This is a genomic window from Croceivirga sp. ABH4_376 (genome assembly GCF_056160685.1).
This window is the reverse complement of record NZ_JBSWXQ010000010.1, coordinates 49217-74561: the sequence shown is the minus strand read 5'-3', so window position 1 is coordinate 74561 and position 25345 is coordinate 49217. Positions and strand designations below refer to the sequence as shown.

Here is a 25345-nt window from a genome sequence, read left to right as displayed (position 1 = left end):
GGTACTGCCACACCAGGTGGGAGAGTAGGTCGCCGCCTCCTTCAAACCCCTTTACAAAACGTAAAGGGGTTTTTTTATGCCTTGAATTGACTAATTAAGGCGAATAAAAAGGCAGATGATAAAGTCTGCCTTTTAACTACTGCATACATTTTACTTCAACGAAATAATAGCTTAGCGTGTATTTTATTGAATTGTGATAATTTAATTAGTATAGCTAAACATAATAAAAAGGCAGGTAATACTACCTGCCTTTTGCTAATCCAAATTGGGTTTTGGATTAAACCCTTGGTAAATCGCCTTGGCCTTTTAATGGGAGTTGTGACGTTCCCATTAAATACTTGTCTACATGATGTGCTGCCTGTCTACCTTCAGAAATAGCCCAGACTATTAATGACTGTCCTCTTCTTTGGTCTCCTGCAGCAAATACACCTGGTATATTGGTTTTGTAATTATTTTCCGAAGCTTCAATATTGGTTCTAGCATCCATTTTAAGGCCAAACTGTTCTGCTAATGTAGTTTCTGAACCCGTGAAGCCTAGTGCTAATAATGCTAAGTCACATTTCCATTCTTTTTCCGTACCCTCTACTTCTTTTAATATTGGTCTTTGTCCTGGTTTAAATTCCCATTCTACTTCCGTGGTAATTAATCCGGTAAGATTACCGTTATTATCTCCAATGAATTTTTTGGTAGAAATACTAAAAAACCGTTCTGCTCCTTCTTTATGAGAAGTACTTGTTCTCAACCTCATTGGCCAAAATGGCCATGGTTGGTTTACTGGTCTTTCTGCAGTTGCCATTGGCATAATTTCAAAATTAGAAACAGAATTAGCCCCATGTCTAATAGATGTACCAATGCAATCAGAGCCTGTGTCCCCACCTCCAATAACAATAACATCTTTATTTGTAGCCAATATTTCTTCTACAAAATCGGTAACACCGTCTACCCTTCTATTATTTTGAGGTAGAAAATCCATTGCTTGAACAACACCTTTTAAATCTGAACCGGGAATAGGTAAATTTCTTCTAACAGTTGCACCTCCGCACAGTACAACGGCATCAAACTGTTCTTGTAATTCTTCGGCTTTAATGTCAATACCAACATGTACTCCAGTTTTAAATAGGATGCCCTCTTGTTTCAATACTTCTAAGCGCCTATCTATTACATTTTTTTCCATTTTAAAATCTGGAATTCCATATCGTAATAGACCTCCTGGTTTTTCGTCCCTTTCAAAAACAGTAACTGTGTGCCCTGCGCGGTTAAGTTGTTGCGCAGCCGCTAAACCTGCAGGTCCGGAGCCAATAACGGCTACAGTTTTATCTGTTCTTGTGAAAGGAATTAAGGGCTTTATCCATCCATTTTTAAAAGCCTTTTCTACAATGTTTTTCTCGATGTTCTCTATAGAAACAGGGTCTTCATTAATGCCAAGTACACAAGCCTCTTCGCACGGAGCTGGGCATAAGCGGCCTGTAAATTCCGGGAAATTATTGGTAGAATGTAAAATCTGCGCCGCTTTTTCCCATTTGCCTCTATACACGGCATCATTAAAATCTGGAATTAGGTTCCCAAGCGGGCAACCACTATGACAAAATGGTATACCACAATCCATACAACGAGCCCCTTGATCTTTAATTTCTTCCTCTTTAAGGGGTTGGGTAAACTCGTTATAATTTTTAATTCTTTCTTCAACAGGAACATAAGCTTCGTTTTGACGCTTATATTCCATAAATCCTGTAGTTTTTCCCATGTTGTTAATTAAATGGTTTCCAATTTTTCGTTCTCTAATCTGATTAATGCCTGTCTATATTCTTCTGGGAATACTTTTACAAATTTTGCTAGGTTCTCTTCCCAACGCTCTAGGATTCTTTGTGCTAATGGGCTTAATGTGGCATTATAATGGTTTTCTATAAGCTGTTTAAGTTCCTTGATATCATTGTCCTCTTCTACGGCCAGCAAATTCAATGCATCATTCTGACATTTAGCTTTAAACGTGTTTTTTGGGTCATAGACGTAAGCAATACCTCCACTCATACCTGCTCCAAAATTTCTACCCACATCACCTAAAATAACCGCAGTTCCGCCTGTCATGTATTCACAACCATGGTCTCCAATACCTTCTACAACCGCTTTAGCTCCTGAATTTCTAACGCAGAAACGTTCTCCTGCCTTTCCATTTATGTATGCCTCACCGCTAGTTGCACCGTAAAGTGTAACATTTCCTGTAATTACATTTTCTTCTGGAGTTATAGTTGCCGCATCAGGAACTTTAATGACCAGTTTAGCACCGGATAACCCTTTACCTAAGTAATCGTTAGTGTTTCCATTTACGACCATAGTAAGGCCTTTTGTGGCAAACGCACCAAAACTTTGCCCGGCAGAGCCGGTGAAATTTAATTTTAAGGTATTTTCTGGTAACCCTTCGGCCCCATATATTTTAGAGATTTCGTTGCTGGTAATTGCGCCAACGGCTCTATCCGTATTACAAATAGGAAACTCCAAAACCGTTTTTTCTTTACGGAACAGTGCCGGATGGGCTTTGGCAATAATTTCAAACTCTATGCTATCTTTTATATCGTGTACCTGTTTTTCTGTATTGTATAAAGGTGTGCCTTTTGCCACATCTACTTGATAAAGTATTGGGGACAAATCTATACCAGCGGCCTTGTAATGGGCAATAACTTTTTTTCTATCAAGTTTTTGTACTTGTCCTACCATTTCATTAACGGTTCTAAAGCCAAGTTTTGCCATTATTTCCCTTAATTCTTGGGCAACAAAATACATGTAATTAACCACGTGTTCTGGTTTACCCTTGAATTTTTTCCTAAGTTCAGGATTTTGTGTAGCTATACCTACAGGACAAGTGTTTAGATGACAAACACGCATCATTACACAGCCTGAAGCTACTAGTGGGGCGGTTGCAAAACCAAATTCTTCTGCACCCAGTAAACAGGCAATTGCCACATCTCTACCCGTTTTAAGCTGCCCATCGCATTCTAAAACTATCCTGTTTCTTAAATCATTTAGCACTAAAGTTTGTTGGGCTTCCGCAATACCCAATTCCCAAGGAAGGCCTGCATGTTTCAAAGAGGTTAAAGGCGAGGCTCCTGTACCACCATCAAAACCAGAAATCAGCACAACATCTGCCTTTGCCTTAGCTACACCCGCAGCTACGGTACCAACACCAACTTCTGAAACCAGCTTTACATTAACCCTAGCTTCTCTATTGGCTGACTTAAGGTCATAGATTAATTGGGATAAATCTTCAATAGAATAAATATCGTGATGGGGTGGTGGTGAAATTAGACCAACATAAGGGGTAGAATTTCTGGTTTTGGCAATAGAAGGGTTTACCTTAGGGCCTGGTAATTGGCCACCTTCACCAGGTTTAGCACCTTGAGCCATTTTAATTTGAATTTCGCTAGCATTGGTTAAGTAGTTTGAAGTAACACCAAACCTACCAGATGCAACCTGTTTTATGGCACTATTACGCCAGTCTCCAGACGGACTTTTATAAAAGCGGTTTTCGTCTTCTCCACCTTCACCAGAGTTACTCTTGCCCCCAATACGGTTCATGGCAATGGCAAGGTTTTCATGAGCTTCCTTACTTATACTACCGTAAGACATTGCTCCCGTTTTAAAACGCTTAACAATCTCTGTCCAAGGTTCTACTTCTTCTAATGGAATTGGATCATAGTTAGAGAATTCAAATAATCCCCTTATGGTCATTAAATTCTTAGATTGCTCGTTTACAAGTTGTGAGTATTCTTTGTACGTAGATGGTTCGTTATTGCGAACTGCTTTTTGTAGTTTGGCAACACTTTCTGGATTAAACATATGTTTTTCTCCATTTCTTCTCCACCTATATTCGCCTCCTATTTCTAAATCTAAATTAGCTTCTATTTTGTCATTATAGAATGCGTTTCTGTGTCTTTTCGCTATTTCCTTTTCAATCTCATAAAGGCCAATACCTTCTATTCTTGTTGGGGTATTAGGGAAATATTTGTCTACAACCTTTGTATTAAGTCCTATACATTCAAAAAGCTGAGAACCACGATAGGAATTCAGGGTAGAGATTCCAATTTTGTTCATAACTTTTAAAATGCCTTTACCAACAGCCTTGTTGTAGTTTATAATTGCTTCTTCAAATGAGTAATCTTTTATTTGGTTTTCTTCTATTTGTTGCCCAATTATTTCATTGACTAAATAAGGGTTAATTGCGCTAGCACCAAAGCCGAACAACAACGCGAAATGATGAACCTCTCTTGGTTCGGCAGATTCTACTATAATACTTAACTTGGAACGTTTCCCTTTTTTACGTAAACCGCTATTTACAAAAGAGCAAGATAAAAGAGCGGGAATAGGTGCCATCTCCTTACTTACCATTCTATCTGATAAAATAATAATATTGGCTCCAGAATCAACTGCGTCAGATGCTTGTTGTAAAATATCATTTAAGGCCGTTTCTAAGCCATTGTGTCCTTTTTCTATCTCATACAAAGTACTGATTGAAGCAACTTTATAATTAGGACTCTTATCGTAGTTTTTGATTTTGTCCAAATCTTCTTTGGATATAACCGGGTTTTGAATTTTTAGTTTTCTACAGTGTAATTCTGAAAATTCAAAAATATTATGGTCGCTACCAAGGGTAAGACTTATATCGGTAATCATTTCTTCCCTTATACCATCTAAAGGTGGGTTGGTAACTTGGGCAAATAACTGTTTAAAGTAATTATATATTAATTGTGGCCTTTCTGATAAAACGGCAATGGGGGTGTCTGACCCCATGGAACCAATAGGTTCTTTTCCGTTTTGTGCCATAGGCATGATTATAGTGTTGATATCTTCTTGGGTATAACCAAATGCAGATGTACGCGTGTCTATAGGAAATTCTCCTAAGAACAACGGACATTCATTATAAGGTATGTCCTTTAAGTGTACCAAATTATTATCTAACCATTTCTTGTAAGGATGTTGTTTGGCAATTTTCTCCTTAATTTCCTCGTCATTAACTATTCTACCTTCCTCCATGTTCACTAAGAACATTTTTCCAGGCTCTAGTCTACCATGATATTCTATATTTTCTGGTTCTATATCTACAACACCGGTTTCCGAACTCATGATTACATAACCATTTTTGGTAACCGTGTATCTTGAAGGTCTAAGGCCGTTACGGTCTAAAACGGCACCTATGTAGTTGCCATCCGTGAAGGGTATAGAAGCTGGCCCATCCCATGGCTCCATTAAGCAGCTGTTATATTCATAAAATGCCTTTTTGGTTTCAGACATTTCGTTATTTTTTTCCCAAGCCTCTGGAACAAGCATCATCATTACTTCAGGTAAAGACCTACCTGTCATCAAAAGCAGTTCTACCACCATATCCATACTTGCAGAATCTGATTTGCTTGGAAGGATTACTGGAAGAATTTTTTTGATATCATCTCCAAACCAATCACTTTGCATAAGTTCTTCTCTGGAGCGCATTCTGGCTACATTGCCCCTAAGGGTATTAATTTCACCATTATGACACATATATCTAAAGGGTTGTGCCAAATCCCAAGTAGGGAAAGTGTTGGTGGAAAAACGTTGGTGTACTAAGGCCAATCTTGTTACCACTCTTGGATCCATTAAATCTTCATAGTATTTGCTAATGTCTTGCGGCATTAATAAACCTTTGAAAATAATTATGGTTTGCGAAAGACTGGGAAGATAAAAGAATTCTCTTTGAGATAGTTTTGAAGCTTCTATTTCGTGTTCGGTAATTTTTCTGGCTACAAACAATTTTTGATTGAATTGAAAATCATCCTTAGCATTACCCTTGCCAATAAAAATTTGTTTTACAAATGGCTCCGTTTCTGCAGCTATAGAACCTGGTACGGATTTATTTACAGGTACGTTCCTCCATCCTAGGAGTTCTAGGCCCTGATCAGCAATATTCTTTTCGAATGTTGTTATGCAGAACTCTTTTTGATTTTCTTTTTGTGGTAAAAAAACGTTACCAGTTGCATATTCCCCAGCATCTGGTAGCGGAAATGAACAGACATTCTTAAAGAATTCATGTGGTATATCTATAAGAATGCCAGCACCATCACCTGTAACGCCATCTGCACTAACGGCACCCCTATGTTCTAATTTCACTAATATCTCTAATGCCTTGTGAATAATATCGTTAGACATTTTGCCCTGTAGGCTACATATAAAACCCGCCCCGCAATTATCATGTTCAAATTCTGGCAGATATAATCCTTGTCTTTTTGGCTTCATTACTTATGGTATTTACTCAAAAATATCATAAACAGTGAATTATATGCAATAATGAATGTTAAACGCAACAAAAATTTTAACGTATGTAATTTTTTGCTGTGAAAACTTGAATTTAGGAATTAATTGATGTTATACTATTGAATTGGTAATGCGGTAACGTGGCAATTTGCTTTACCTGTAAGAAATTAAGGTAAGTTGGTTTGTATGTATCTACATGAATAAACAGCACCCCTGTTTTTTTAGGGGTGTTGTTTGATATATCTATATTATTTGCTTAGACCCCCTACAGGGTTAGCCTTTAATGATGCTTCTGGAAATAACAATTTTTTGTATTTCTGAAGTGCCCTCATAGATTTGAGTAATTTTGGCGTCCCTCATAAGACGTTCTACGTGGTACTCTTTAACAAAGCCATTTCCTCCGTGTATTTGAACTGCTTCTGTTGCTACCTCCATGGCGGTTTCAGCGGCATAAAGTTTAGCCATGGCGCCAGATAAATCGTAGTTTTCTCCGGCATCTTTGTCACAAGCTGCCCTGTAGACTAAATTTCTGGCGGCTTCAATCTTGGTATGCATATCTGCTAACTTAAAAGCTATGGCCTGATGATTGCAAATTTCTGTTCCAAAAGCTTTTCTTTGTTTGGAATATTCTAATGCCATTTCATAAGCGCCTGCGGCAATACCTAAAGCTTGTGCTGCTATACCTATTCTTCCTCCAGATAAGGTTTTCATTGCAAACTTGAACCCAAATCCATCCTCACCAATTCGGTTTTCCTTTGGTACCTTAACATCGTTGAACATTAAAGAATGTGTATCACTGCCCCTAATACCTAGTTTGTTTTCTTTAGGACCAATTTCAAAACCTTCCATGCTTTTTTCAACAATCAGGGCATTGATGCCTTTATGGCCTTTTTCAGTATCTGTTTGTGCAATAACTAAATATACCTCTGCGGTGCCACCATTGGTAATCCAATTTTTGGTTCCGTTCAATACGTAGTGGTCTCCTTTATCTATTGCCGTAGTTTTTTGGGAAGTAGCATCGCTACCTGCTTCCGGTTCAGAAAGACAAAAAGCTCCTATAATTTCACCGGTAGCCAATCTGTGTAGATATTTTTCTTTTTGAGCCTCGGTTCCATAAGTTTCTAAACCCCAGCAAACTAAAGAGTTGTTTACGGAGACAATAACGGAAGATGATGCATCGATTTTAGATAGTTCTTCCATAACCAGTACATATGATAAGGTGTCAAGACCGCTACCGCTATATTTCTCATCTACCATCATGCCTAGAAAACCTAGCTCTCCCATTTTTTTAACCTGTTCTTTGGGGAATTTTTGCTGCTCGTCTCGCTCAATTACTCCAGGTAATAATTCGTTTTGAGCAAAATCTTTTGCAGCTTGTTTAATCATTAATTGTTCTTCAGAAAGGGAAAAATTCATTTTTATTATGATATTATTAATCAGTCTTTACAAATATAAGTTTTGGTTGGCATATTATTAATTTTTTCGTCGATTTTGTAATATTTTGTTAAACTAAAAATTAACCTTTGGATTTGGGAGAATCTTTGGGCAATCCTTATATTTAGCCCTCAATATCGACTGGTTCTGGTAAGCTGGTCGATATTTTTTTCAATAAATATAACAGCATTAAAACCAACTGATTAATGGAGACGATTGTAATAATTGTGTTTTTAGCAGGTTATTTGGCTATTACTTTAGAGCATAACCTGAAAATTGATAAGCTAATTCCGGCTTTGGCCATGATGGCAATTTTATGGGCTATAATTGCCCTTACCCACATGGATGTTTTTGAGGTAAACGCCCAACTAAAAGAGTTGGAGCCTACCCATTTAGAAGAAATTCTACTGCATCATCTGGGGAAAACCGCAGAAATTTTGGTCTTCCTTTTGGGTGCCATGACTATTGTAGAGATCATTGATTATTTTGATGGCTTTGCTACCATCAAAGGCTATATAAAAACTAAAAGTAAGCGTAAGTTATTATGGATTTTTTCAATCCTAGCTTTTATCCTTTCTGCGATTATTGATAACCTTACGGCCACTATTGTATTGATTACAATTTTACAAAAGGTGATAAAAGACAGGGAAACCCGTTTATGGTTTGCCGGTTTAATCATTATTAATGCAAATGCTGGTGGTGCTTGGTCCCCAATTGGCGATGTAACTACAACAATGTTATGGATAGCAGATAAGGTACATGCAGGTTCTTTGGTTACTCATGTATTATTACCTTCCATTGTATGTATGTTTGTGCCAACTTTAATAGCAAGCAGGTTTAAAGCCTTTAGTGGGTCTATAGAAGTAGATGAAATACAAGAAGCGCCAAAATCAAAATTTGGTTCTACAATGTTGTACTTAGGGTTAGGGGCTATAGTGTTTGTGCCATTCTTTAAAACTATTACGCATTTACCTCCTTACGTAGGAATGATGTTGTCTTTGGCAATTGTTGCAACATTTGCAGAAATCTACAGTAACGCTAAATTCTCTATAACTTCTGCTACAGATGATCACCATCATGAAGGTGCCCACCACAGCCCTGTGCATTCTGCATTAACTAAGATAGAATTACCTAGTATCCTTTTCTTTTTAGGTATTTTATTGGCTGTTGCAGCTTTGGAATCTTTAGGTATACTTTTTAATTATGCAGAAAGTATGAACGAAGCCATACCGCAAACAGATATTGTAGTAATGTTATTAGGAATTGGTTCTGCGGTAATAGATAATGTTCCGTTGGTAGCGGCAAGTATGGGTATGTTCTCAGAGGGGCCTGATCATCCACTATGGCATTTTATAGCATATTCTGCGGGTACGGGTGGTAGTATGTTAATTATTGGTTCTGCTGCAGGCGTAGTGGCAATGGGTATGGAAAAAATAGATTTCTTTTGGTACCTAAAGAAAATCACATGGTTAGCATTCGTTGGATTTGCTGCAGGTGGTTTGGTTTTCATTGCTTTGCGTGAATTTGTTCTGTAGCTATAATTTATTTGTGAAATTCCCGTTATTATTGCAATAAAATTGGGATTCACTTATGACATTATTTCAAGAGCAAGTAACTACAGAAGAAGTTGCTAGTACTGTATCAGAAGAAAAAACACTTTCTGTAATAGATTTAATAATAAATGGCGGGGCGGCCAGTACAATTATCGTAATTGTGCTGTTCGTCCTTCTTTTTGTTGCATTGTACATTTATTTTGAACGCACCTTTGCCATAAATGCTGCGTCTAAAATAGATAAGAACTTTATGAATCAAATAAAGGACCATGTGATGAGTGGCAAATTGGAGGCTGCTCGTTTATTATGTGCTCAGACAGATTCTCCCGTGGCAAGGTTAACAGAAAAGGGGGTTGCACGAATTGGGAAGCCTTTGGACGATATTAATACGGCAATTGAAAATGCTGGTACGCTAGAAGTGTATAAATTAGAAAAAAACGTAAACATTTTAGCTACTGTTGCCGGTGCTGCGCCAATGATTGGATTTTTAGGAACGGTTATTGGTATGATATTGGCGTTCCATGAAATGGCCAGTAGTGGTGGGCAAGCAGAAATGGGCTCTTTGGCTTCTGGTATCTACACCGCAATGACTACTACGGTGGCTGGTTTAATTGTTGGGATTATAGCATATATAGGTTATAATCATTTAGTAAACAGGACGGATAAAGTGGTTCATCAAATGGAGGCACATGCTGTTGAGTTTTTAGATTTATTGAACGAACCTGCGTAACCCATTTGTCCAATATGAAATTAAAGGGTAGAAATAAAGTAAGTCCAGAGTTTAGCATGTCTTCCATGACAGACATTGTTTTTCTGTTGTTGGTGTTTTTTATGCTAACTTCAAATGCCCCCAACGCATTGGATTTATTGTTGCCAAAAGCAAAAGGGAAATCGACCAATACACAAAATGTTTCGGTTACTATAGATAAAAACCTTAACTATTATGTGAACAATCAGCAGATAAACGGAGAATACATTGAAATTGAATTAAAAAAAGCACTAGAGGGTCAAGAAAAGCCAACAATAATTCTTAGGGCAGAAGAAAGTGTAGCCATCAAAGAGGCGGTAAACGTAATGGATATTGCCAATAAGAATAGTTATAAGGTAATATTGGCCGTGCGACCTAATTAATGGCCTTTTTAAATACGAGACACAAGAAAAAATCTTTTACCGTTACCACAGTGCTATTAAGCATTTTGGTTTTGGTATTATTTTATATAGGGTTAACTTATATGGACCCGCCAGAGGAAAATGGTATAGCCATAAATTTTGGAACCATGGAGTTTGGTAGTGGAACCAAGCAACCTTTGGAAAAGATTAAATCTGAACCTTTGGATATTCCAAAACCTACCAATTTGCCTGAAGCTCTGGAAGAGGAGGAGGTAAAGGAAGTGGAAACTGTACCAGAAAGGACAGAAGATGCCCCATCAGAAAAGTTGGTTACACAAGAAAGTGAAGAAAGTATTGTATTAAAACAAAAAAGAGCTGCAGAGAAAGCGGCTAAAGAAGCTGCGGATAAGGCTAAGGCCGAAGCAGCACGTATTGCTAAAGAAAAGCGGGAAGCGGAAGCCAGAAAAAAAGCGGAAGAAGCAGCTAAAAAGCAAAAATTAGATGCCTTAATGGGTGGTATTGGCAAGTCTGATGGCACAGCTGCGGGTAGCGAAGGTGATGATAACCTGCCTGGGGATAAAGGAGATCCAGCAGGGAATCCGTACGCAAGTTCTTACTATGGTGCCCCAGGAAGTGGATCTGGAACCGGAGGTTATGGTTTAAACGGAAGGTCTTTGGTATCTAAAGGTAAAGTGCAACAAGAATGTAACGAAGAAGGTAGGGTGGTTGTTAGAATAACCGTAGACCGAAATGGTAGGGTTATAAAAGCTACACCGGGAGTTAAGGGTACAACAAATAATTCTCCTTGTTTATTAGAGCCGGCAAAGAAGACCGCGTTTATGCATAAATGGAATTTAGATTCTAATGCACCAAACCAGCAAATAGGGTTTGTAGTAGTAAACTTTAAATTAGGGCAATAGATGACCTATAAAGCAACGGTTGCTTGGATGTTTGAGCAACTGCCTATGTATCAAAAAAAAGGAGTTGATGCATACAAGGGAAAGCTAGATAATATAATTTCATTTGCTTCCCATTTAGATAATCCTCAGAATAAGTTTAAATCTATACATGTAGGAGGTACTAACGGTAAAGGGTCTAGTTCTCACATGTTGGCATCAATCTTACAAGAAGCTGGTTTTAAGGTTGGCTTGTATACTTCTCCTCATTTAAAAGATTTTAGGGAGCGTATAAAAGTTAATGGTAAAAAGGTAAGCAAGCGGTTTGTTAAAGATTTTATAGCGGACAATAAAAGCTATTTGGATTATAATGGTCTTTCTTTCTTTGAAATGACCGTGGGTATGGCTTTTACCCATTTTGCACACGAAAAAGTAGACATTGCCATTATAGAAGTTGGACTAGGCGGTAGATTGGATAGTACAAATATAATTACTCCAGAGGTATCCTTAATTACCAATATTGGCTTTGATCATATGCAAATTCTAGGAGATACTCTAGAAAAAATAGCGATGGAAAAAGCAGGTATTATCAAAAGAACCGTTCCTGTAGTGGTTAGTGAAAAGCATTTCAAAACAGAAATGGTGTTTAAATTAATTGCTGGTCAGCTAAAATCTAAATTGGTTTTTGCGGAAGATGTAGTGTTTCCTAAATATAAGTTAAGTTTAAAAGGCGCATATCAAAGCAAAAATGTAAAAGGTGTTCTTGCTTGTTTAAGAGAATTAAAAGGCTTTAAAATAAAAGAGAAACACATTGAAAATGGTTTAAAAAACGTAGTTTACAATACAGGACTCTTAGGAAGATGGCAGCGTTTAGGCAAATCGCCTTTAATTATTTGTGATACGGCACATAATGAAGAGGGTTTAAAAATAGTAACACAACAAATTAAAGAACAGCAATACAATGCGCTTTTTGTGGTTTTAGGTTTTGTAAGCGATAAGGAGGTGATTAAACTATTGAAGCTTTTTCCAGCAGAAGCGAATTTTATTTTTGTTGAACCAAATATACCTAGAGCTTTAAAATTAGAAGATTTAGAGCCTATAGTATCCCAAGTGGGTTTAAATGCTACTTTCATTCGTTCGGTATCAGAAGGTTACAAGTTGGCTAAGTCTCAAGCCAAAAAGAAGGATATGATCTATATAGGCGGTAGCACATTTGTGGTGGCAGAAATTTTATAAAAAAATCTATTTTTTGTTTGGCGATTTAAAATTAGCTTCTATATTTGCACTCCGAAAATGATACGGGCGCGTAGCTCAGTTGGTTCAGAGCACCTGGTTTACACCCAGGGGGTCAGGGGTTCGAATCCCTTCGCGCCCACGGAAAAGTCTCCTTTTTTAAGGAGACTTTTTTATTTTATAAGGTTTTACGATTTTAATTAGGTGTTGCTAAACTTGGCTGGTTTAGAACAACTAAACTATCTTTGCTAACTTAAAAAAAGTACCCATGATTGCTACCATTTGTAGAAAGGCTCATTTTAATGCAGCACACCGTTTGCATAATCCCAAGTGGAGTGATGAAAAGAATATTGAGGTTTTTGGTAAATGTAACAGCCCACATTATCATGGTCATAATTTTGATTTAGAGGTGCGGATTCGTGGAGAGGTTAATCCAGATACTGGATTTGTAATGGATTTAGCGGTTTTAGGAAATTTAATTAAGAATGAGGTTGAAGAGCGCTTTGATCATAAAAACCTAAATATAGATTGTCCTGAGTTTGCGGATATATTACCTTCTACAGAGTATTTTGTAAAGGTTATTTATGATATTTTAAAACCTAAGTTAGCTAAGAATCAACTACTCCATATAACGCTACATGAAACCACTAAAAATTCTGCTGAATACGGAGACTGGTAGTTGGTAATAACTATTGTATTTTAAGGAGTATTAGCTCAGTTGGTTTAGAGCGCTGCCTTGACAGGGCAGAGGTCACTGGTTCGAATCCAGTATACTTCACCATAGCCTATCTTTATCTTCTTTAATCTATTTTTTCTATTATCAATTTTAAAAATTAGTCAGTAAAAATACAATTAAAGTAATTCCAAAATGCGTTCCATGGCCATGCCTCTTGATCCTTTAATCAATAGAGTGCCTTTAGGAATAGGATGGGATTCTAAGTGAGTTTTAAGCTCATTAAAATTTTTGAATTTGTAAGCTGAGGTATTGACTTTATAATAATTTTCCCCTACCAAATATGCATGTTCTAGGCCTAGGGAAACCAAATAATCCGCAATGGATTGGTGTTCTTCGCCAGCGGTAGCTCCAACCTCGAACATATCGCCTAAAAAGACAATTTTTTTTATGTCTTGCAAGGCCGCAAAGCTGGTGAGTGCGGCGTTTGTACTGGTGGGGTTAGCATTGTAGGCATCTAAAATAATTTTATATCCATTTTTCTCTAGAAGTTGTGAGCGATTGTTTTTTGGATTGTAATTTTCCAATGCAGCTTTAATTTTTTCCTTAGAAACATTAAAATACTTACCTATGGTAATAGCGGCACAACAATTGGTAAAATTGTAAGTACCTATTAGCTGCGTTTGTACGGTTACATCTTCAAATTGTAATCTAACATTAGGATTAGTGTCTAGTAATTTAATTTGGTAATAGTTTTGTTGATTTTGACTAAAACCAATCTTCTTTACATAGCTAGATAGCTTCTCTAATTGAATGGGGTCATCAGCATTTAAGAAGATATGTTTATCGTGTTCCTGTAAATAATGGTACAATTCACTTTTGCCTTTTATTACACCTTCCACGCCTCCAAAGCCTTCTAGATGGGCTTTGCCAAAATTGGTAATATAGCCAAAATCCGGTTGTGCTAGATTGGAAAGAAAGGCTATTTCACCTTGATGATTAGCACCCATTTCTATTACACCTATTTCCGTTTCCGGGGTTAGTCTTAACAAGGTTAGTGGTACGCCAATATGGTTGTTTAGGTTGCCAATTGTAGCAATGGTATTGTAAGTAGTAGAAAGGACCGTATGTATTAATTCTTTGGTTGTGGTTTTGCCATTGCTGCCCGTAAGGGATACAATTTTGGTTTTACAATAGTTTCTATGATATATAGCTAGCTTCTGTAATGTTTCAAGAACATTGTCTACCAAAATTGTTTTCTCAGAAGTTCTATGGGCTACTTCGTCTACAATGGCAAAACTAGCTCCTTGTGCCAAGGCTTGTTCAGCAAAGGTGTTTCCGTTGAAATTTGGTCCCTTTAATGCAAAAAATAGGCAGTTGGGAGTAATTTTTCTCGTGTCTGTAGAAACACTATCGCAGCTTAAGAAATGCTGGTGTATACGCGCTAATTCCATGGCTCGAATATATAAAAAAAGCCCTTGGTGTTGACCAAGGGCTTTTCTATTTTGAAACTAAATAGTCTTATTTTGCTTTTTTGTGTCTAACGGTCTTGTTCTTAGACTTAGACTTGGAGCCAACTCTTGACATTGCACATCTAAAGCCGATGTCGTCAGTTGCCATATACTGTGGTAAATACCTTCTTTGAGCAGGATCTAACCAGAAAGCTCTGTCTCTCCAAGAACCACCTTTGTATATTCTTACTTCATCGTTTATTAAGGAAGTTCTATAATTAGAAGTATCATACTGTCTAATTAGTTTTCCTGTAGAATCTCTTTCTACCTTGTGTTTAGGAGAGTCGTACATTTTACGTTGGTCTTCTTCTTCGTCACTAAAACGGTCAAAGAACCTAGAAGAACCTGGGTCTCCATCTCTATAGCCTCTATTGTCACTAGATGAGAAGTTGGTTCTTAAATAAGTTTCCTCTTCACCAACCGGAACTTCTTTAATTTCACCTGGCAAATTAAGCGCAACGATTTTTCCGTTAGGTAATGTGTCGTATACGATAGAATCTCTAAGTACTTTTACTTTACCATCTTCTCCAATGGCTTTTTTCATGTAAATGTTACCACGGTAGTAGTTAAAGTCGCTTATTTCGTCATCAACTATTGGGCGGTACACATCTGCAACCCATTCGCTAACGTTACCGGCCATATCATAAAGTCCAAAATCATTAGGCTTATAAGATTTTACCTGCGCAGTAATGTCTGCTCCGTCATCTGACCATCCGGCAATACCGCCGTAATCACCTTTACCTTGTTTAAAGTTGGCTAATTGATCACCTCTACCTAAACGTTGTCCGTTACGAGTATAATCTCCCTCCCAAGGATATTTTTTTCTACCTCTGTAGTTGTTATATTCACGAGTTCCAATTAACGCTTGTGCGGCATATTCCCATTCCGTTTCGGTTGGTAAACGGTACTCTGGAGTTATAATTCCACTACTTCTTTTCGCAAAAGCATTTATAGAATCTTTCTTCTTTTTTCCTTGTAGTGAATCTATTTGGCCACCATATACAGATTCTGGGTTGTTTAGGTAGGCCTCGGTACTAAAGGTTCCGTCTACCTCACCCGTAAGAGCTCCGTACATTGCGTCTTCTGCCAAATAGCCCTCGCGCACCAACATAATTTCGTTAACACGATCTGTACGCCATTCTGCGTATTGTGTGGCTTGAACCCAATTTACACCAACAACTGGGTACTCTGCATAGGCAGGGTGTCTTAAGTAACTGTTGGTCATGGTTTCATTAAAACCTAAGCGGTTTCTCCAAACCAAAGTATCTGGTAAAGCACCTTTGTATATGTTTTCGTACATTGGGTTTTCTGGTGGATAAACCTTTTTAAGGTAATCCAAGTATTCCATGTACATTTTGTTGGTAACCTCGGTCTCATCCATATAGAAAGACTGCACGTGTTGCTGTGTTGGTCTGTTGTTCCAATCGTGCATTACATCGTCCTGTACTTGACCTTTGGTAAAAGTTCCTCCTTCGATAAAAACGGTTCCTGGAGGTGTTTCTTGTTCCTTAAAGTCGGAATTGTGCTGAAAACCGCCTTCTTTTCCATTGATATTCCAGCCAGTGGCCCTGGATACATTTTTGGACCCAGAAGAATTTTTACAACTGGACAAACTTCCAATGACCAATGCAGAAGAAAGTGCAACTTTTAAGTATTTTTTCATAATTAAGACTTGAGTTCAAATAGTTGGTTTACAGTAACCAACACTTTAGTTTCATTTGATTTTAAAATCGCTTTCGGCAAATAGAACGCAAAGAATGAAACATTATTACATTTTAACAGATTTAAATTGCCAATCCATTCCTTGGTTCGCTAATCAATAAACGAAGCAAACAGGGTAAAATTATTCGTATTCCAGTTTTTTTTAATAAATGTTTATGGTTGATATAAGAATTGTATTAAAAACCCGTTTGTAACTAATACCTTAATTTATTTGAAGGAATAAAACATTAGAAGATTAGAATACTATTAATAGTAAGCATCAAAATGAAAAAAATCATATTATTCGCCTTAGTACTAGGCGCTACTAAGGTTGTGGCTCAAGAACAAGACCGAACCATAACTACAGCTGTACCTTTCTTAACCATTGCTGCAGATGCTAGGGCATCTGGTATGGGCGATATTGGAGTTGCGACATCGGTAGATGCTTTCTCGCAACAATGGAATCCTTCTAAATACGCCTTTGCTGAACGAAAAATGGGAATTGGGGTAAGTTATACTCCCTATTTGGAAAGCATTGTAAATGATATTTCTCTGTTAAGCGCAAATTATTATAACAAGTTAAATGATAGAAGTGCATTTGCCGTTGGGTTAAGGTATTTTGGGTTAGGTGAAATAGAATTGAGACAGAATCAAAGCGATGAAGGAACATTGGTAAAGCCAAATGAGTTTGCATTAGATGGTACCTATGCGCTAAAATTAAGCGAAACTTTTTCCATGGCCGTTGGTGGGCGTTTTATAAGTTCTAATTTACGTTTTCAACAGTCTGGGCAGGATTCACAGGCAGCTAATGCATTTGCGGTAGACGTGTCAGGTTTTTACCGTTCCAGAGAAATTGCATATAATTCTTTTGATGGTCGTTGGAGAGCTGGTTTTAATATCTCTAATCTTGGAGGTAAGCTGCAATATGATGAAGGTGGTCAGGAAAACTTTTTACCAACTAACTTAAAGTTTGGCGGTGGTTTTGATTTTATTTTTGATCAAGACAACGTATTGGGTTTGTATACTGAGTTTAATAAATTATTGGTGCCAACTCCTCGCGATTTTAACGGTGATGGAGTAATAGATCAATCGGACACTGATGAATATGAGCAAATAGGTTTTTTTAGTGGAGTGTTTGAATCTTTTGGAGACGCGCCAGACGGATTTAAAGAAGAATTACAGGAAACCACAATTGCCTTTGGGGCAGAATATCGTTACCAAGATGCTTTTATGCTTAGGACAGGGTATTTTAATGAGAACGAAAATAAAGGAGCAAGACGATTTTTGACTTTAGGTGCAGGATTTAAATTTAAAGCGGCACAGGTAGACTTGTCTTATTTATTTTCCACCTCTCAAGTAAAGAGTCCTCTAGAGAATACACTGCGCTTTTCTTTGACATTTAATTTGGGCGAAGAATTCTATAACGATTAATAAAAAAGATGTTATAAAGATACCCCGGCATTGTCCGGGGTTTTTTATTTTAGAGTTTTAATTAAGTAAAAATCGAATGAAAAAAAGAACGGTGGTATGTGAATTGGAGGAGTATGATGCTCCCTCAAATTTACCGGCAAACGAGGCCGATTTGTTATCCAATGCAATTACGGCTCGTAAGAATTCGTATGCACCTTATTCTAAATTTAACGTAGGGGCGGCCGTTCTGTTAGAAGGTGGTGAAGTGGTATTGGGCAATAATCAAGAAAATGCTTGTTACCCTTCTGGGCTATGCGCTGAGCGGGTTGCGCTTTATGCTGCTGCTGCCAATTATCCAGGAAAAAGAATATTAGGTATAGCTATAAGTGCTGCCTCCCAATTGCATAAAGTAAACCGTCCGGTTGGTCCGTGTGGTAATTGTAGGCAATCTATAATGGAGTACGAGGTAAAACAGCAAACACCCATTTTTTTGATAATGCAAGGAGATGAAGGAGCTATTTTAAAAAGCAATTCACTGCAAAATATTATGCCCATATCATTTGATGATTCTTTTTTAGGCGATTATTAATCCAAATTTTTCCCAAAAACAGATATATATGTATTTTTGTTTCCCGCTCACGGAGAGCGCTGTATCAAACAACGCATATTGATGGAAAAAATCACAAAAGAGGTATACCTAAAGTGGTACGAAGACATGCTTTTCTGGCGCAAGTTCGAAGATAAACTTGCCGCAGTCTATATTCAGCAAAAAGTTAGAGGTTTCTTGCACCTATACAATGGTCAGGAAGCGGTATTGGCCGGTTCATTACATGCCATGGATTTAACCAAGGATAAAATGATTACTGCATACCGTAACCACGTTCAGCCAATTGGTATGGGTGTTGATCCCAAAAAAGTAATGGCAGAACTATTTGGTAAGGTTACCGGTACCTCTAAAGGTAACGGTGGTTCCATGCACATTTTCTCCAAAGAACACCGGTTTTATGGTGGTCATGGTATTGTTGGAGGGCAAATTCCTTTGGGAGCTGGTCTAGCATTTGCAGACAAATATTTCAAAAGAGATGCAGTAACATTATGTTACATGGGAGATGGTGCCGTAAGACAAGGCTCCTTACACGAGGCTTTTAACTTAGCCATGTTGTGGCAATTACCAGTGGTGTTTATTTGTGAGAATAATGGATATGCCATGGGTACTTCAGTAGCCAGAACGTCTTATTCAACAGATATCTGGAAACTTGGTTTAGGATACGAGATGCCTTGTGGGCCTGTTGATGGAATGGATCCAGCAATCGTAGCCAAAGAAGTTTCTAAAGCTGTAGAAAGAGCTAGGAGTGGTGGTGGACCAACTTTCTTGGAAATGAAGACATACAGATATAGAGGGCATTCTATGTCAGATGCGCAGCACTACAGAACCAAAGAGGAAGTAGAAGAGTACAAGAAGATTGATCCTATTACACAGGTTAAGGATGTCATTTTAGAAAAGAAGTATGCGTCTGAAGATGAAATAAAGGCAATAGACAAACGCGTTAAAGCCTTGGTAAGCGAATGTGAAAAATTCGCGGACGAATCAGATTTTCCTCCGTTGAGCCAATTATACGATACAGTTTACGAACAAGAAGATTATCCATTCTTAAAACATAAATTATAAGCAAATGGCCGAAGTAATCAATATGCCTAGATTAAGCGACACCATGGAAGAAGGTACAGTCGCTAAATGGTTAAAACAAGTAGGAGATAAGGTTGAAGAAGGGGATATTTTGGCCGAAATTGAGACAGACAAAGCCACTATGGAGTTCGAATCCTTTCATGAGGGTACTTTGCTACATATTGGTATTCAAGAAGGTGATGGTGCTCCAGTAGATTCATTGTTGGCTATTATAGGTGAAGAGGGTGAAGATATTTCTGGGTTGCTAAACGGTGGTGCTAATGCCACTTCATCATCTGATGAAAAGAAAGAAACATCTGCCAAAGAAGATACAGCGGATAGTAATGATGAAGCTTCAGCAGAAGTTCCAGAAGGTGTAGAGATTATTACAATGCCAAGGTTAAGCGATACCATGGAAGAAGGTACGGTTGCATCTTGGTTAAAGAAAGTAGGGGATGCTGTTGAAGAAGGTGATATTCTTGCAGAAATTGAGACCGATAAGGCAACAATGGAGTTTGAATCTTTCTACTCTGGTACGTTATTGCATATAGGTATTCAAGAAGGAGAAGGTGCTCCTGTAGATTCACTTTTGGCAATTATTGGTCCGGAAGGAACCGATGTAGATGCTATTCTAAATGCTAAGCCTAAGACGGGCGGTTCAGCGTCTAAGGACGAAGCGCCAAAAAAGGATGAAGCTCCAAAGAAAGAAAAAACAACTTCAAGTTCAGCGGCGGCAGAAAACACCAATAACGATGGTCGCATTTTTGCTTCTCCATTGGCTAAAAAAATTGCCAAGGATAAAGGTATAGATTTAGCACAGGTTAAGGGTTCTGGAGACAATGGGCGTATAGTAAGAAAAGATGTAGAAAACTTTACTCCTGGAACGCAAGCGGCTTCTTCCAGTGCTAAAGAAGAAACTACTAATGCTACTGCTCCGGCACCTATGAACTTGCCTGTTGGAGAAGAGCACAAAGAAGAGGTTAAAAACTCTACCATGCGTAAGGTTATTGCCAAACGTTTAGGTGAGTCTAAATTTACTGCTCCGCATTACTACCTAACTATAGAGGTAGATATGGACAATGCCAAGGCGTCTAGGGCACAAATAAATAGTTTGCCAGATACTAAAGTGTCTTTTAATGATATGGTTCTTAAAGCTTGTTCTATGGCATTGAAGAAACATCCGCAGGTAAACACCTCTTGGAATGGAGATACTACAATCTACAACCACCATGTACATATGGGGGTTGCCGTAGCGGTAGATGAAGGTTTGGTTGTTCCAGTACTTAAATTTTCAGATCAGATGAGCCTTACACAAATAGGTGCTTCCGTTAGGGATTTGGCCGGTAGGGCTAGGGATAAGAAAATAAAACCAAACGAAATGGAAGGTAGTACCTTTACCGTTTCAAACTTGGGTATGTTTGGGATACAAGAATTTACTTCTATTATTAATCAGCCAAATTCAGCAATATTAAGTGTTGGTGCAATTGTAGAAAAGCCAGTGGTTAAAAATGGTGCGGTAGTTCCTGGAAGTACTATGAAAGTTACTTTAGCCTGTGATCACAGAACAGTTGATGGTGCTACAGGTGCACAGTTTTTACAAACATTAAGAGCATATCTAGAAAATCCAGTTACCATGTTGGCCTAGTTTTAGTTCAGCATAAATAAATATAAAAGCACCCTGTAGCGGGTGCTTTTTTTATCTTTATACCTAAGCATAAATTATATGAAAAAAATAATTATAGTATTTGCATCATTGGGTGTTCTGGCTTGCGGAACCCCAAAACTGGTAGTTACCAGTCCAGAAAACAGCAACAATAATTCAAGCGATGCTGTTGTAAAGGATGGTCCAGAAGGATTAAAGGCAAATCCAGAAGTAATTGCATCCAATAATCTAAAGAAGTATGCTGTTACAACAGAAGCAGAAGTAAATAAGATTATTGGCTTTTTAGCATCAGACGAATTGGGGGGTAGGGATACTGGTTCTGAAGGAATTGAAGAGGCCGCGGTTTTTATTGAAAATCATTTTAAGAATAATGGTGTTGTTCCTTATTATAAAAGCTATAGGGATAAATTATCTAACTATAAAGAGCCTGCTTTTAATGTAGTTGGTGTAGTACCCGGTAATGACTCTGGTCTAAAAGATGAAGTAGTAATAATTGGAGCACATTATGATCACATTGGCAGGGCAAATGCTGTTAAAGGTGATGCAATTGCAAATGGAGCCAATGATAATGCTTCTGGAACTACGGCGGTTTTAGAAATGGCCAAATACTTTGGTAAAAATAAAACCAATATGCGTACGTTAATTTTTGCACTTTTCAGTGCGGAAGAGAAAGGGTTGCTAGGCTCTGAGCATTTGGCTAAGAGAATGAAAGCTGAGAATGTAAATTTATATGCCATGTTAAATTTTGAGATGATTGGCGTTGCCCTTCAGAACAAACGCTATGAGCTTTATATTACAGGATTTGATAAAAGTAATTTGGCAGAGGTTAGCAATGCCTATGCCGGAGGCAATTTAATAGGTTATTTGCCTACAGCTAAAAAATATGGGCTTTTTGGAAGATCTGATAATTATCCTTTTTATAACGTATTTAAAGTGCCAAGCCATACTTACTGTACGTTCGATTTTACCAATTTTGATTTTTACCATAAGCCCGGGGATGAAATAGCTTTGATGGATATGACCCATATGAGTAATATGATAAATATGCTTACACCAGTGGTAGAGGGTATAGCCAATGGTGCTAAAGATGAATTAAAAATGAATGAAGATTGATGTCTAAAAATATTGTAATAACAGGAACGAGTAGAGGTATAGGATTGGAATTGGCCAAGTTATATGCAGATAACGGTCATAAGGTATTGGCGTTATCCCGAAACCCAAGACCAATTTTAGATTTAGGACATTCAAATATTGCTACTTTTCAATTTGATTTGAATGCTGCCGATGATTACAAAAAGGTTACCGATTTTATTAATGATTGGGATAGAGTTGATGTTCTTATAAATAATGCAGGTAGTCTTGTAAACAAACCATTTGAAGAATTAACCTGGCAAGATTTTGAAAAGGTTTATAGGGTTAATGTTTTTGGGGTTGCCGAAATGATAAAAACGGTTCTACCTAAAATGAACCCAAATGGACATGTTGTTACGGTCAGTTCCATGGGGGGTATTCAAGGCAGTATGAAATTTCCTGGTTTAGCAGCATATAGCAGTAGTAAAGGAGCGGTAATAACCCTTTCTGAGTTATTGGCCGAAGAGTATAAAGAAACTGGCCCGGCATTTAACGTTTTGGCTTTGGGTGCCGTACAAACCGAAATGCTAGAAGAAGCTTTTCCGGGTTATAAAGCACCTTTGTCAGCTATAGAAATGGCAGATTATATACTAGATTTTTCACTAAACGGGCATAAATATTACAACGGTAAGGTACTACAAGTAAGCAGCAGTACCCCTTAAATTATAATTGTTTCTCAGTATAGGTAAGGCTAACTTCTGTTTCATTTGAGGTTAGTCTTTTTTTAGTTTTATCCCATTTTGAATGCTCAGATATTTTGTCAATTGTTTCCATTTTATTTGAGGGGAATAGTACAATTTCCCACTCCGGGTTTGTTTGGGTTACCCTAACCGTTATTTGATTTTCTTTTTTTTCGTAGTAAACTGAAACCTCATTGGCGCCATCACCCATAATTATCTGTTCCAAAGATGCATTTTCCCAAGCGTTTGGCATTTGAGGTTGTATTAGTACCTGATTATTTTGTGCCTGCGGTTTTACGCCAAAGAATTGATGTACAATTGGGTAGGCAAAACTGTAAATATTCCAAGCTTGCACAATCATCCCATAATCAGGAGATACCTCGTACATGCTGCCGGGTAGGGCATAACTAAATGTCCTCGTCATTCTTTTTAAATAATCCAAAGCAATATCTGGCCTTCCATAATTATTTTCTGCAATGGCCTGCACACCGGTTGGTAATGTCATAACCGCTCCGGTATAGGAAAACAATTTTGGCGGCACAAAGTTATTTTCATTGGCTCCGGCAGAATCGTCCCTATCTATACCAGTTACAAATAGGCCAAAAGGGTTTCTATATTTTTTAGCTGTTTCTAGTGCTTTTAGGGCCTTTGTACTATCTGCTAGGCCTACTTCCATTGGGGTGTTAACTACCCAATTATGGTGTAGAACAAAAGGCCTGGCCTTTTTAGAAGGATTATTCTTTATATATTCTGCTAACTTTTGAAGTTCTTTTACAGACCAAGGTTTATTTAACGTGTCTGCTCGTACAATGGCATCTTCAATTAAATGTTGGGCTTGTTTATCGGTGCCAATAAAATCTGCATAACTATTAAATTCATCAGACCAGAATTCGTTGTTTATTTTATCTTTTAAGAATTGGGCTTTTTGTTGGTACAACACTACCAATTCTGGTTTATTTAGTTCTTTTGCCATTTTTGCCGCTGCCGTAAACGCTTGTTGGGTGTAAGCTGCAACATCTATCATTTCACTATCTAACCCATGAATTTCCATCATACCAAAGCCTTCCGGAAAGCCATTATCATTATAATCATTTTCCTCTAACAACCATTGCAATCCTTTCTGGACTGTTGGAAAGTATTTGGTTAAAAACTCTTTATCGCCATTCCATTGATAAATTCGCCATATTAAGGTGGCAAACTGTGGGGTTTCGTTAATATTGCCAGGGTTGAAAACTGCCCCGTTGGTAGACATTTCATGTATTATATTGCCATTATCATTGGTTACTCTAGAAACACTGTCTAATAACTTTATGGTGTTATAAACAACATCTTTTTGACCAATGGCCATGTAGCCCTGTAAGGCATATTCGCTATCCACGCCAAACCACCATGGATAATCTGGAATACCGGCAGTAATACCGCTACCAATTTCTGGAACGGTTCTTACCAACCAATCACAATTATATTTTAACCATTCAAATGTTTTTTGCAGACTGGTATCTGGAATGTTTAATTTAGAATGGTTGGCTAATTTTTGATACCTGTCTTTTTTGGTTGCAAACAGCTTTTTCCAATTTGTTTCAAGGGAATCTAAGGTAGCTATTGCATTTTTTTGATGCGTGTAAGAACCAGCAAGAAAAAAATGAACTTCTTTTTTTTCCAATGGTTGTAATGGAACTTTATAAGTTAAGCTAACATTGGTGCCATTGCCCGAATAAGTGTTTTGTGCTATAGAATTGGTTATTGATTTCAAATCACTCTTAACAGCTAAAAACCACGGATTTTTATCGTCCTTAATTATAAATCCGTCTAAATCTTCAGTAAAAATAGCAACATCTTTACCGTCTTGCATATTGGTGCGTTCACCTAACCAAGTGGGGCGTAAATCGGACATGGTATTAAATGCCAATTCTATGTTTTGATGTTTAGAACTGGTGTTTTCAACCTCTAGGATTACAACTAAACCCTCAATATTATCAGGTACAAATTGTTTTCTTTTAAACTTCAGGTTTTCCTTGGTCCACTTAAAAAAATGTTCGTTATAAAACGGGTAATTAATAAAACGCTCTGCATTGTTTAGGTTTTGCTCATGGCCATTTGCCTTGGCTATTATTTCAAAGCCATCTGCCAGCTTAATTGGATGGTTCCATAATCCTCCCATTTCTCCTTTGATGTGCCAACCTAATTCTGGGAAACTTCCGTTTTGATGGCCAACCAAATAGGTGCGATTGCCAGCGGTTACAAATGGTGAATTTAAATATTCCGGTTTTCCTTCTATTCCAATTTCATCAAAAGGTTGTTGTAAAACTGTTTCATTTTTATTTGTATTGGTACAGGAAAGAAAAAGCCAGAGCAGTAGAAACGGTGCAGATAGGTTTCGCAACATAAAATCAGTTTTATATAAAGTT

The 25345-nt window shown here is 37.6% G+C and carries 18 protein-coding genes and 2 tRNA genes; 14 read left to right on the top strand and 6 right to left on the bottom strand.

The window, feature by feature from the left end:
• Window positions 1-277: 277 nt before the first annotated feature.
• The 3 genes from ACXAGS_RS15150 to ACXAGS_RS15140 form a co-directional block, all read right to left on the bottom strand.
• Window positions 278-1744, bottom strand: a complete 1467-nt coding sequence (locus tag ACXAGS_RS15150; protein WP_474907943.1) for a glutamate synthase subunit beta — start codon at window positions 1742-1744, stop codon at window positions 278-280.
• 8 nt (window positions 1745-1752) lie between these two features.
• The gene (gene gltB, locus ACXAGS_RS15145) at window positions 1753-6258 is read right to left on the bottom strand and encodes a glutamate synthase large subunit (RefSeq protein WP_474907941.1); all 4506 of its coding nucleotides are present in this window, start codon (window positions 6256-6258) and stop codon (window positions 1753-1755) included.
• A gap of 291 nt (window positions 6259-6549) precedes the next feature.
• Window positions 6550-7692 carry an acyl-CoA dehydrogenase gene (locus ACXAGS_RS15140; RefSeq protein ID WP_474907939.1) on the bottom strand — a complete coding sequence of 381 codons (1143 nt, stop codon included), beginning with the start codon at window positions 7690-7692 and terminating at the stop codon, window positions 6550-6552.
• A 224-nt stretch (window positions 7693-7916) separates the two neighbouring features.
• On the opposite strand from ACXAGS_RS15140, the gene nhaD reads away from it, so the two are divergent.
• From nhaD to ACXAGS_RS15100, 8 genes are all read left to right on the top strand, one after another.
• Window positions 7917-9245: a sodium:proton antiporter NhaD gene (gene nhaD / locus ACXAGS_RS15135; protein ID WP_010519320.1), complete on the top strand. Its 1329-nt coding sequence runs from the start codon at window positions 7917-7919 to the stop codon at window positions 9243-9245.
• A 55-nt stretch (window positions 9246-9300) separates the two neighbouring features.
• Window positions 9301-9993 (top strand): MotA/TolQ/ExbB proton channel family protein, encoded by a 693-nt coding sequence (locus tag ACXAGS_RS15130; RefSeq protein ID WP_010519321.1) that lies wholly within the window; start codon window positions 9301-9303, stop codon window positions 9991-9993.
• 14 nt (window positions 9994-10007) lie between these two features.
• Window positions 10008-10394, top strand: a complete 387-nt coding sequence (locus tag ACXAGS_RS15125) for an ExbD/TolR family protein (RefSeq protein WP_010519322.1) — start codon at window positions 10008-10010, stop codon at window positions 10392-10394.
• Entirely contained in the window at window positions 10394-11293 is a 900-nt protein-coding gene (locus ACXAGS_RS15120) for an energy transducer TonB (protein ID WP_474907937.1), read from the top strand. Before ACXAGS_RS15125 ends, ACXAGS_RS15120 begins: the two co-directional genes overlap by 1 nt.
• Window positions 11294-12505 carry a bifunctional folylpolyglutamate synthase/dihydrofolate synthase gene (locus ACXAGS_RS15115; RefSeq protein ID WP_474907936.1) on the top strand — a complete coding sequence of 404 codons (1212 nt, stop codon included), beginning with the start codon at window positions 11294-11296 and terminating at the stop codon, window positions 12503-12505.
• 64 nt (window positions 12506-12569) lie between these two features.
• Window positions 12570-12644: transfer RNA gene (locus ACXAGS_RS15110), tRNA-Val, on the top strand.
• A gap of 126 nt (window positions 12645-12770) precedes the next feature.
• Complete coding sequence (locus tag ACXAGS_RS15105) at window positions 12771-13181, top strand: 6-carboxytetrahydropterin synthase (RefSeq protein WP_474907935.1); 411 nt, start codon at window positions 12771-12773, stop codon at window positions 13179-13181.
• A 24-nt stretch (window positions 13182-13205) separates the two neighbouring features.
• Window positions 13206-13283, top strand: a tRNA-Val gene (locus ACXAGS_RS15100).
• 71 nt (window positions 13284-13354) lie between these two features.
• Here ACXAGS_RS15100 and ACXAGS_RS15095 read toward each other — a convergent pair.
• Entirely contained in the window at window positions 13355-14629 is a 1275-nt protein-coding gene (locus tag ACXAGS_RS15095) for a UDP-N-acetylmuramoyl-tripeptide--D-alanyl-D-alanine ligase (RefSeq protein WP_474907934.1), read from the bottom strand.
• A 67-nt stretch (window positions 14630-14696) separates the two neighbouring features.
• Window positions 14697-16349, bottom strand: coding sequence for a gliding motility lipoprotein GldJ (gene gldJ / locus ACXAGS_RS15090; RefSeq protein WP_474907933.1), 1653 nt, complete (start codon window positions 16347-16349; stop codon window positions 14697-14699).
• Between the two features lie 323 nt (window positions 16350-16672).
• Between gldJ and porV the strand changes: the two genes are divergently transcribed.
• The 6 genes from porV (at window position 16673) to ACXAGS_RS15060 (ending at window position 22919) form a co-directional block, all read left to right on the top strand.
• Window positions 16673-17818, top strand: a complete 1146-nt coding sequence (porV, locus tag ACXAGS_RS15085; protein WP_474907931.1) for a type IX secretion system outer membrane channel protein PorV — start codon at window positions 16673-16675, stop codon at window positions 17816-17818.
• A gap of 76 nt (window positions 17819-17894) precedes the next feature.
• Window positions 17895-18386 (top strand): cytidine deaminase, encoded by a 492-nt coding sequence (locus ACXAGS_RS15080; RefSeq protein ID WP_474907930.1) that lies wholly within the window; start codon window positions 17895-17897, stop codon window positions 18384-18386.
• An 81-nt stretch (window positions 18387-18467) separates the two neighbouring features.
• The gene (gene pdhA / locus ACXAGS_RS15075) at window positions 18468-19466 is read left to right on the top strand and encodes a pyruvate dehydrogenase (acetyl-transferring) E1 component subunit alpha (protein WP_474907929.1); all 999 of its coding nucleotides are present in this window, start codon (window positions 18468-18470) and stop codon (window positions 19464-19466) included.
• Window positions 19467-19470: 4 nt separating this feature from the next.
• Window positions 19471-21108: a pyruvate dehydrogenase complex dihydrolipoamide acetyltransferase gene (locus ACXAGS_RS15070; protein WP_474907928.1), complete on the top strand. Its 1638-nt coding sequence runs from the start codon at window positions 19471-19473 to the stop codon at window positions 21106-21108.
• A 78-nt stretch (window positions 21109-21186) separates the two neighbouring features.
• Complete coding sequence (locus ACXAGS_RS15065) at window positions 21187-22239, top strand: M28 family metallopeptidase (protein ID WP_474907926.1); 1053 nt, start codon at window positions 21187-21189, stop codon at window positions 22237-22239.
• Window positions 22239-22919, top strand: coding sequence for an SDR family NAD(P)-dependent oxidoreductase (locus ACXAGS_RS15060; RefSeq protein ID WP_474907925.1), 681 nt, complete (start codon window positions 22239-22241; stop codon window positions 22917-22919). The genes ACXAGS_RS15065 and ACXAGS_RS15060 overlap by 1 nt, the downstream gene beginning before the upstream one ends.
• Before the next feature lies 1 nt (window position 22920).
• Here the strand turns inward: ACXAGS_RS15060 and ACXAGS_RS15055 are convergent, their stop codons facing one another.
• Window positions 22921-25323, bottom strand: a complete 2403-nt coding sequence (locus ACXAGS_RS15055) for an alpha-L-rhamnosidase-related protein (protein WP_474907924.1) — start codon at window positions 25321-25323, stop codon at window positions 22921-22923.
• Window positions 25324-25345: the final 22 nt, after the last annotated feature.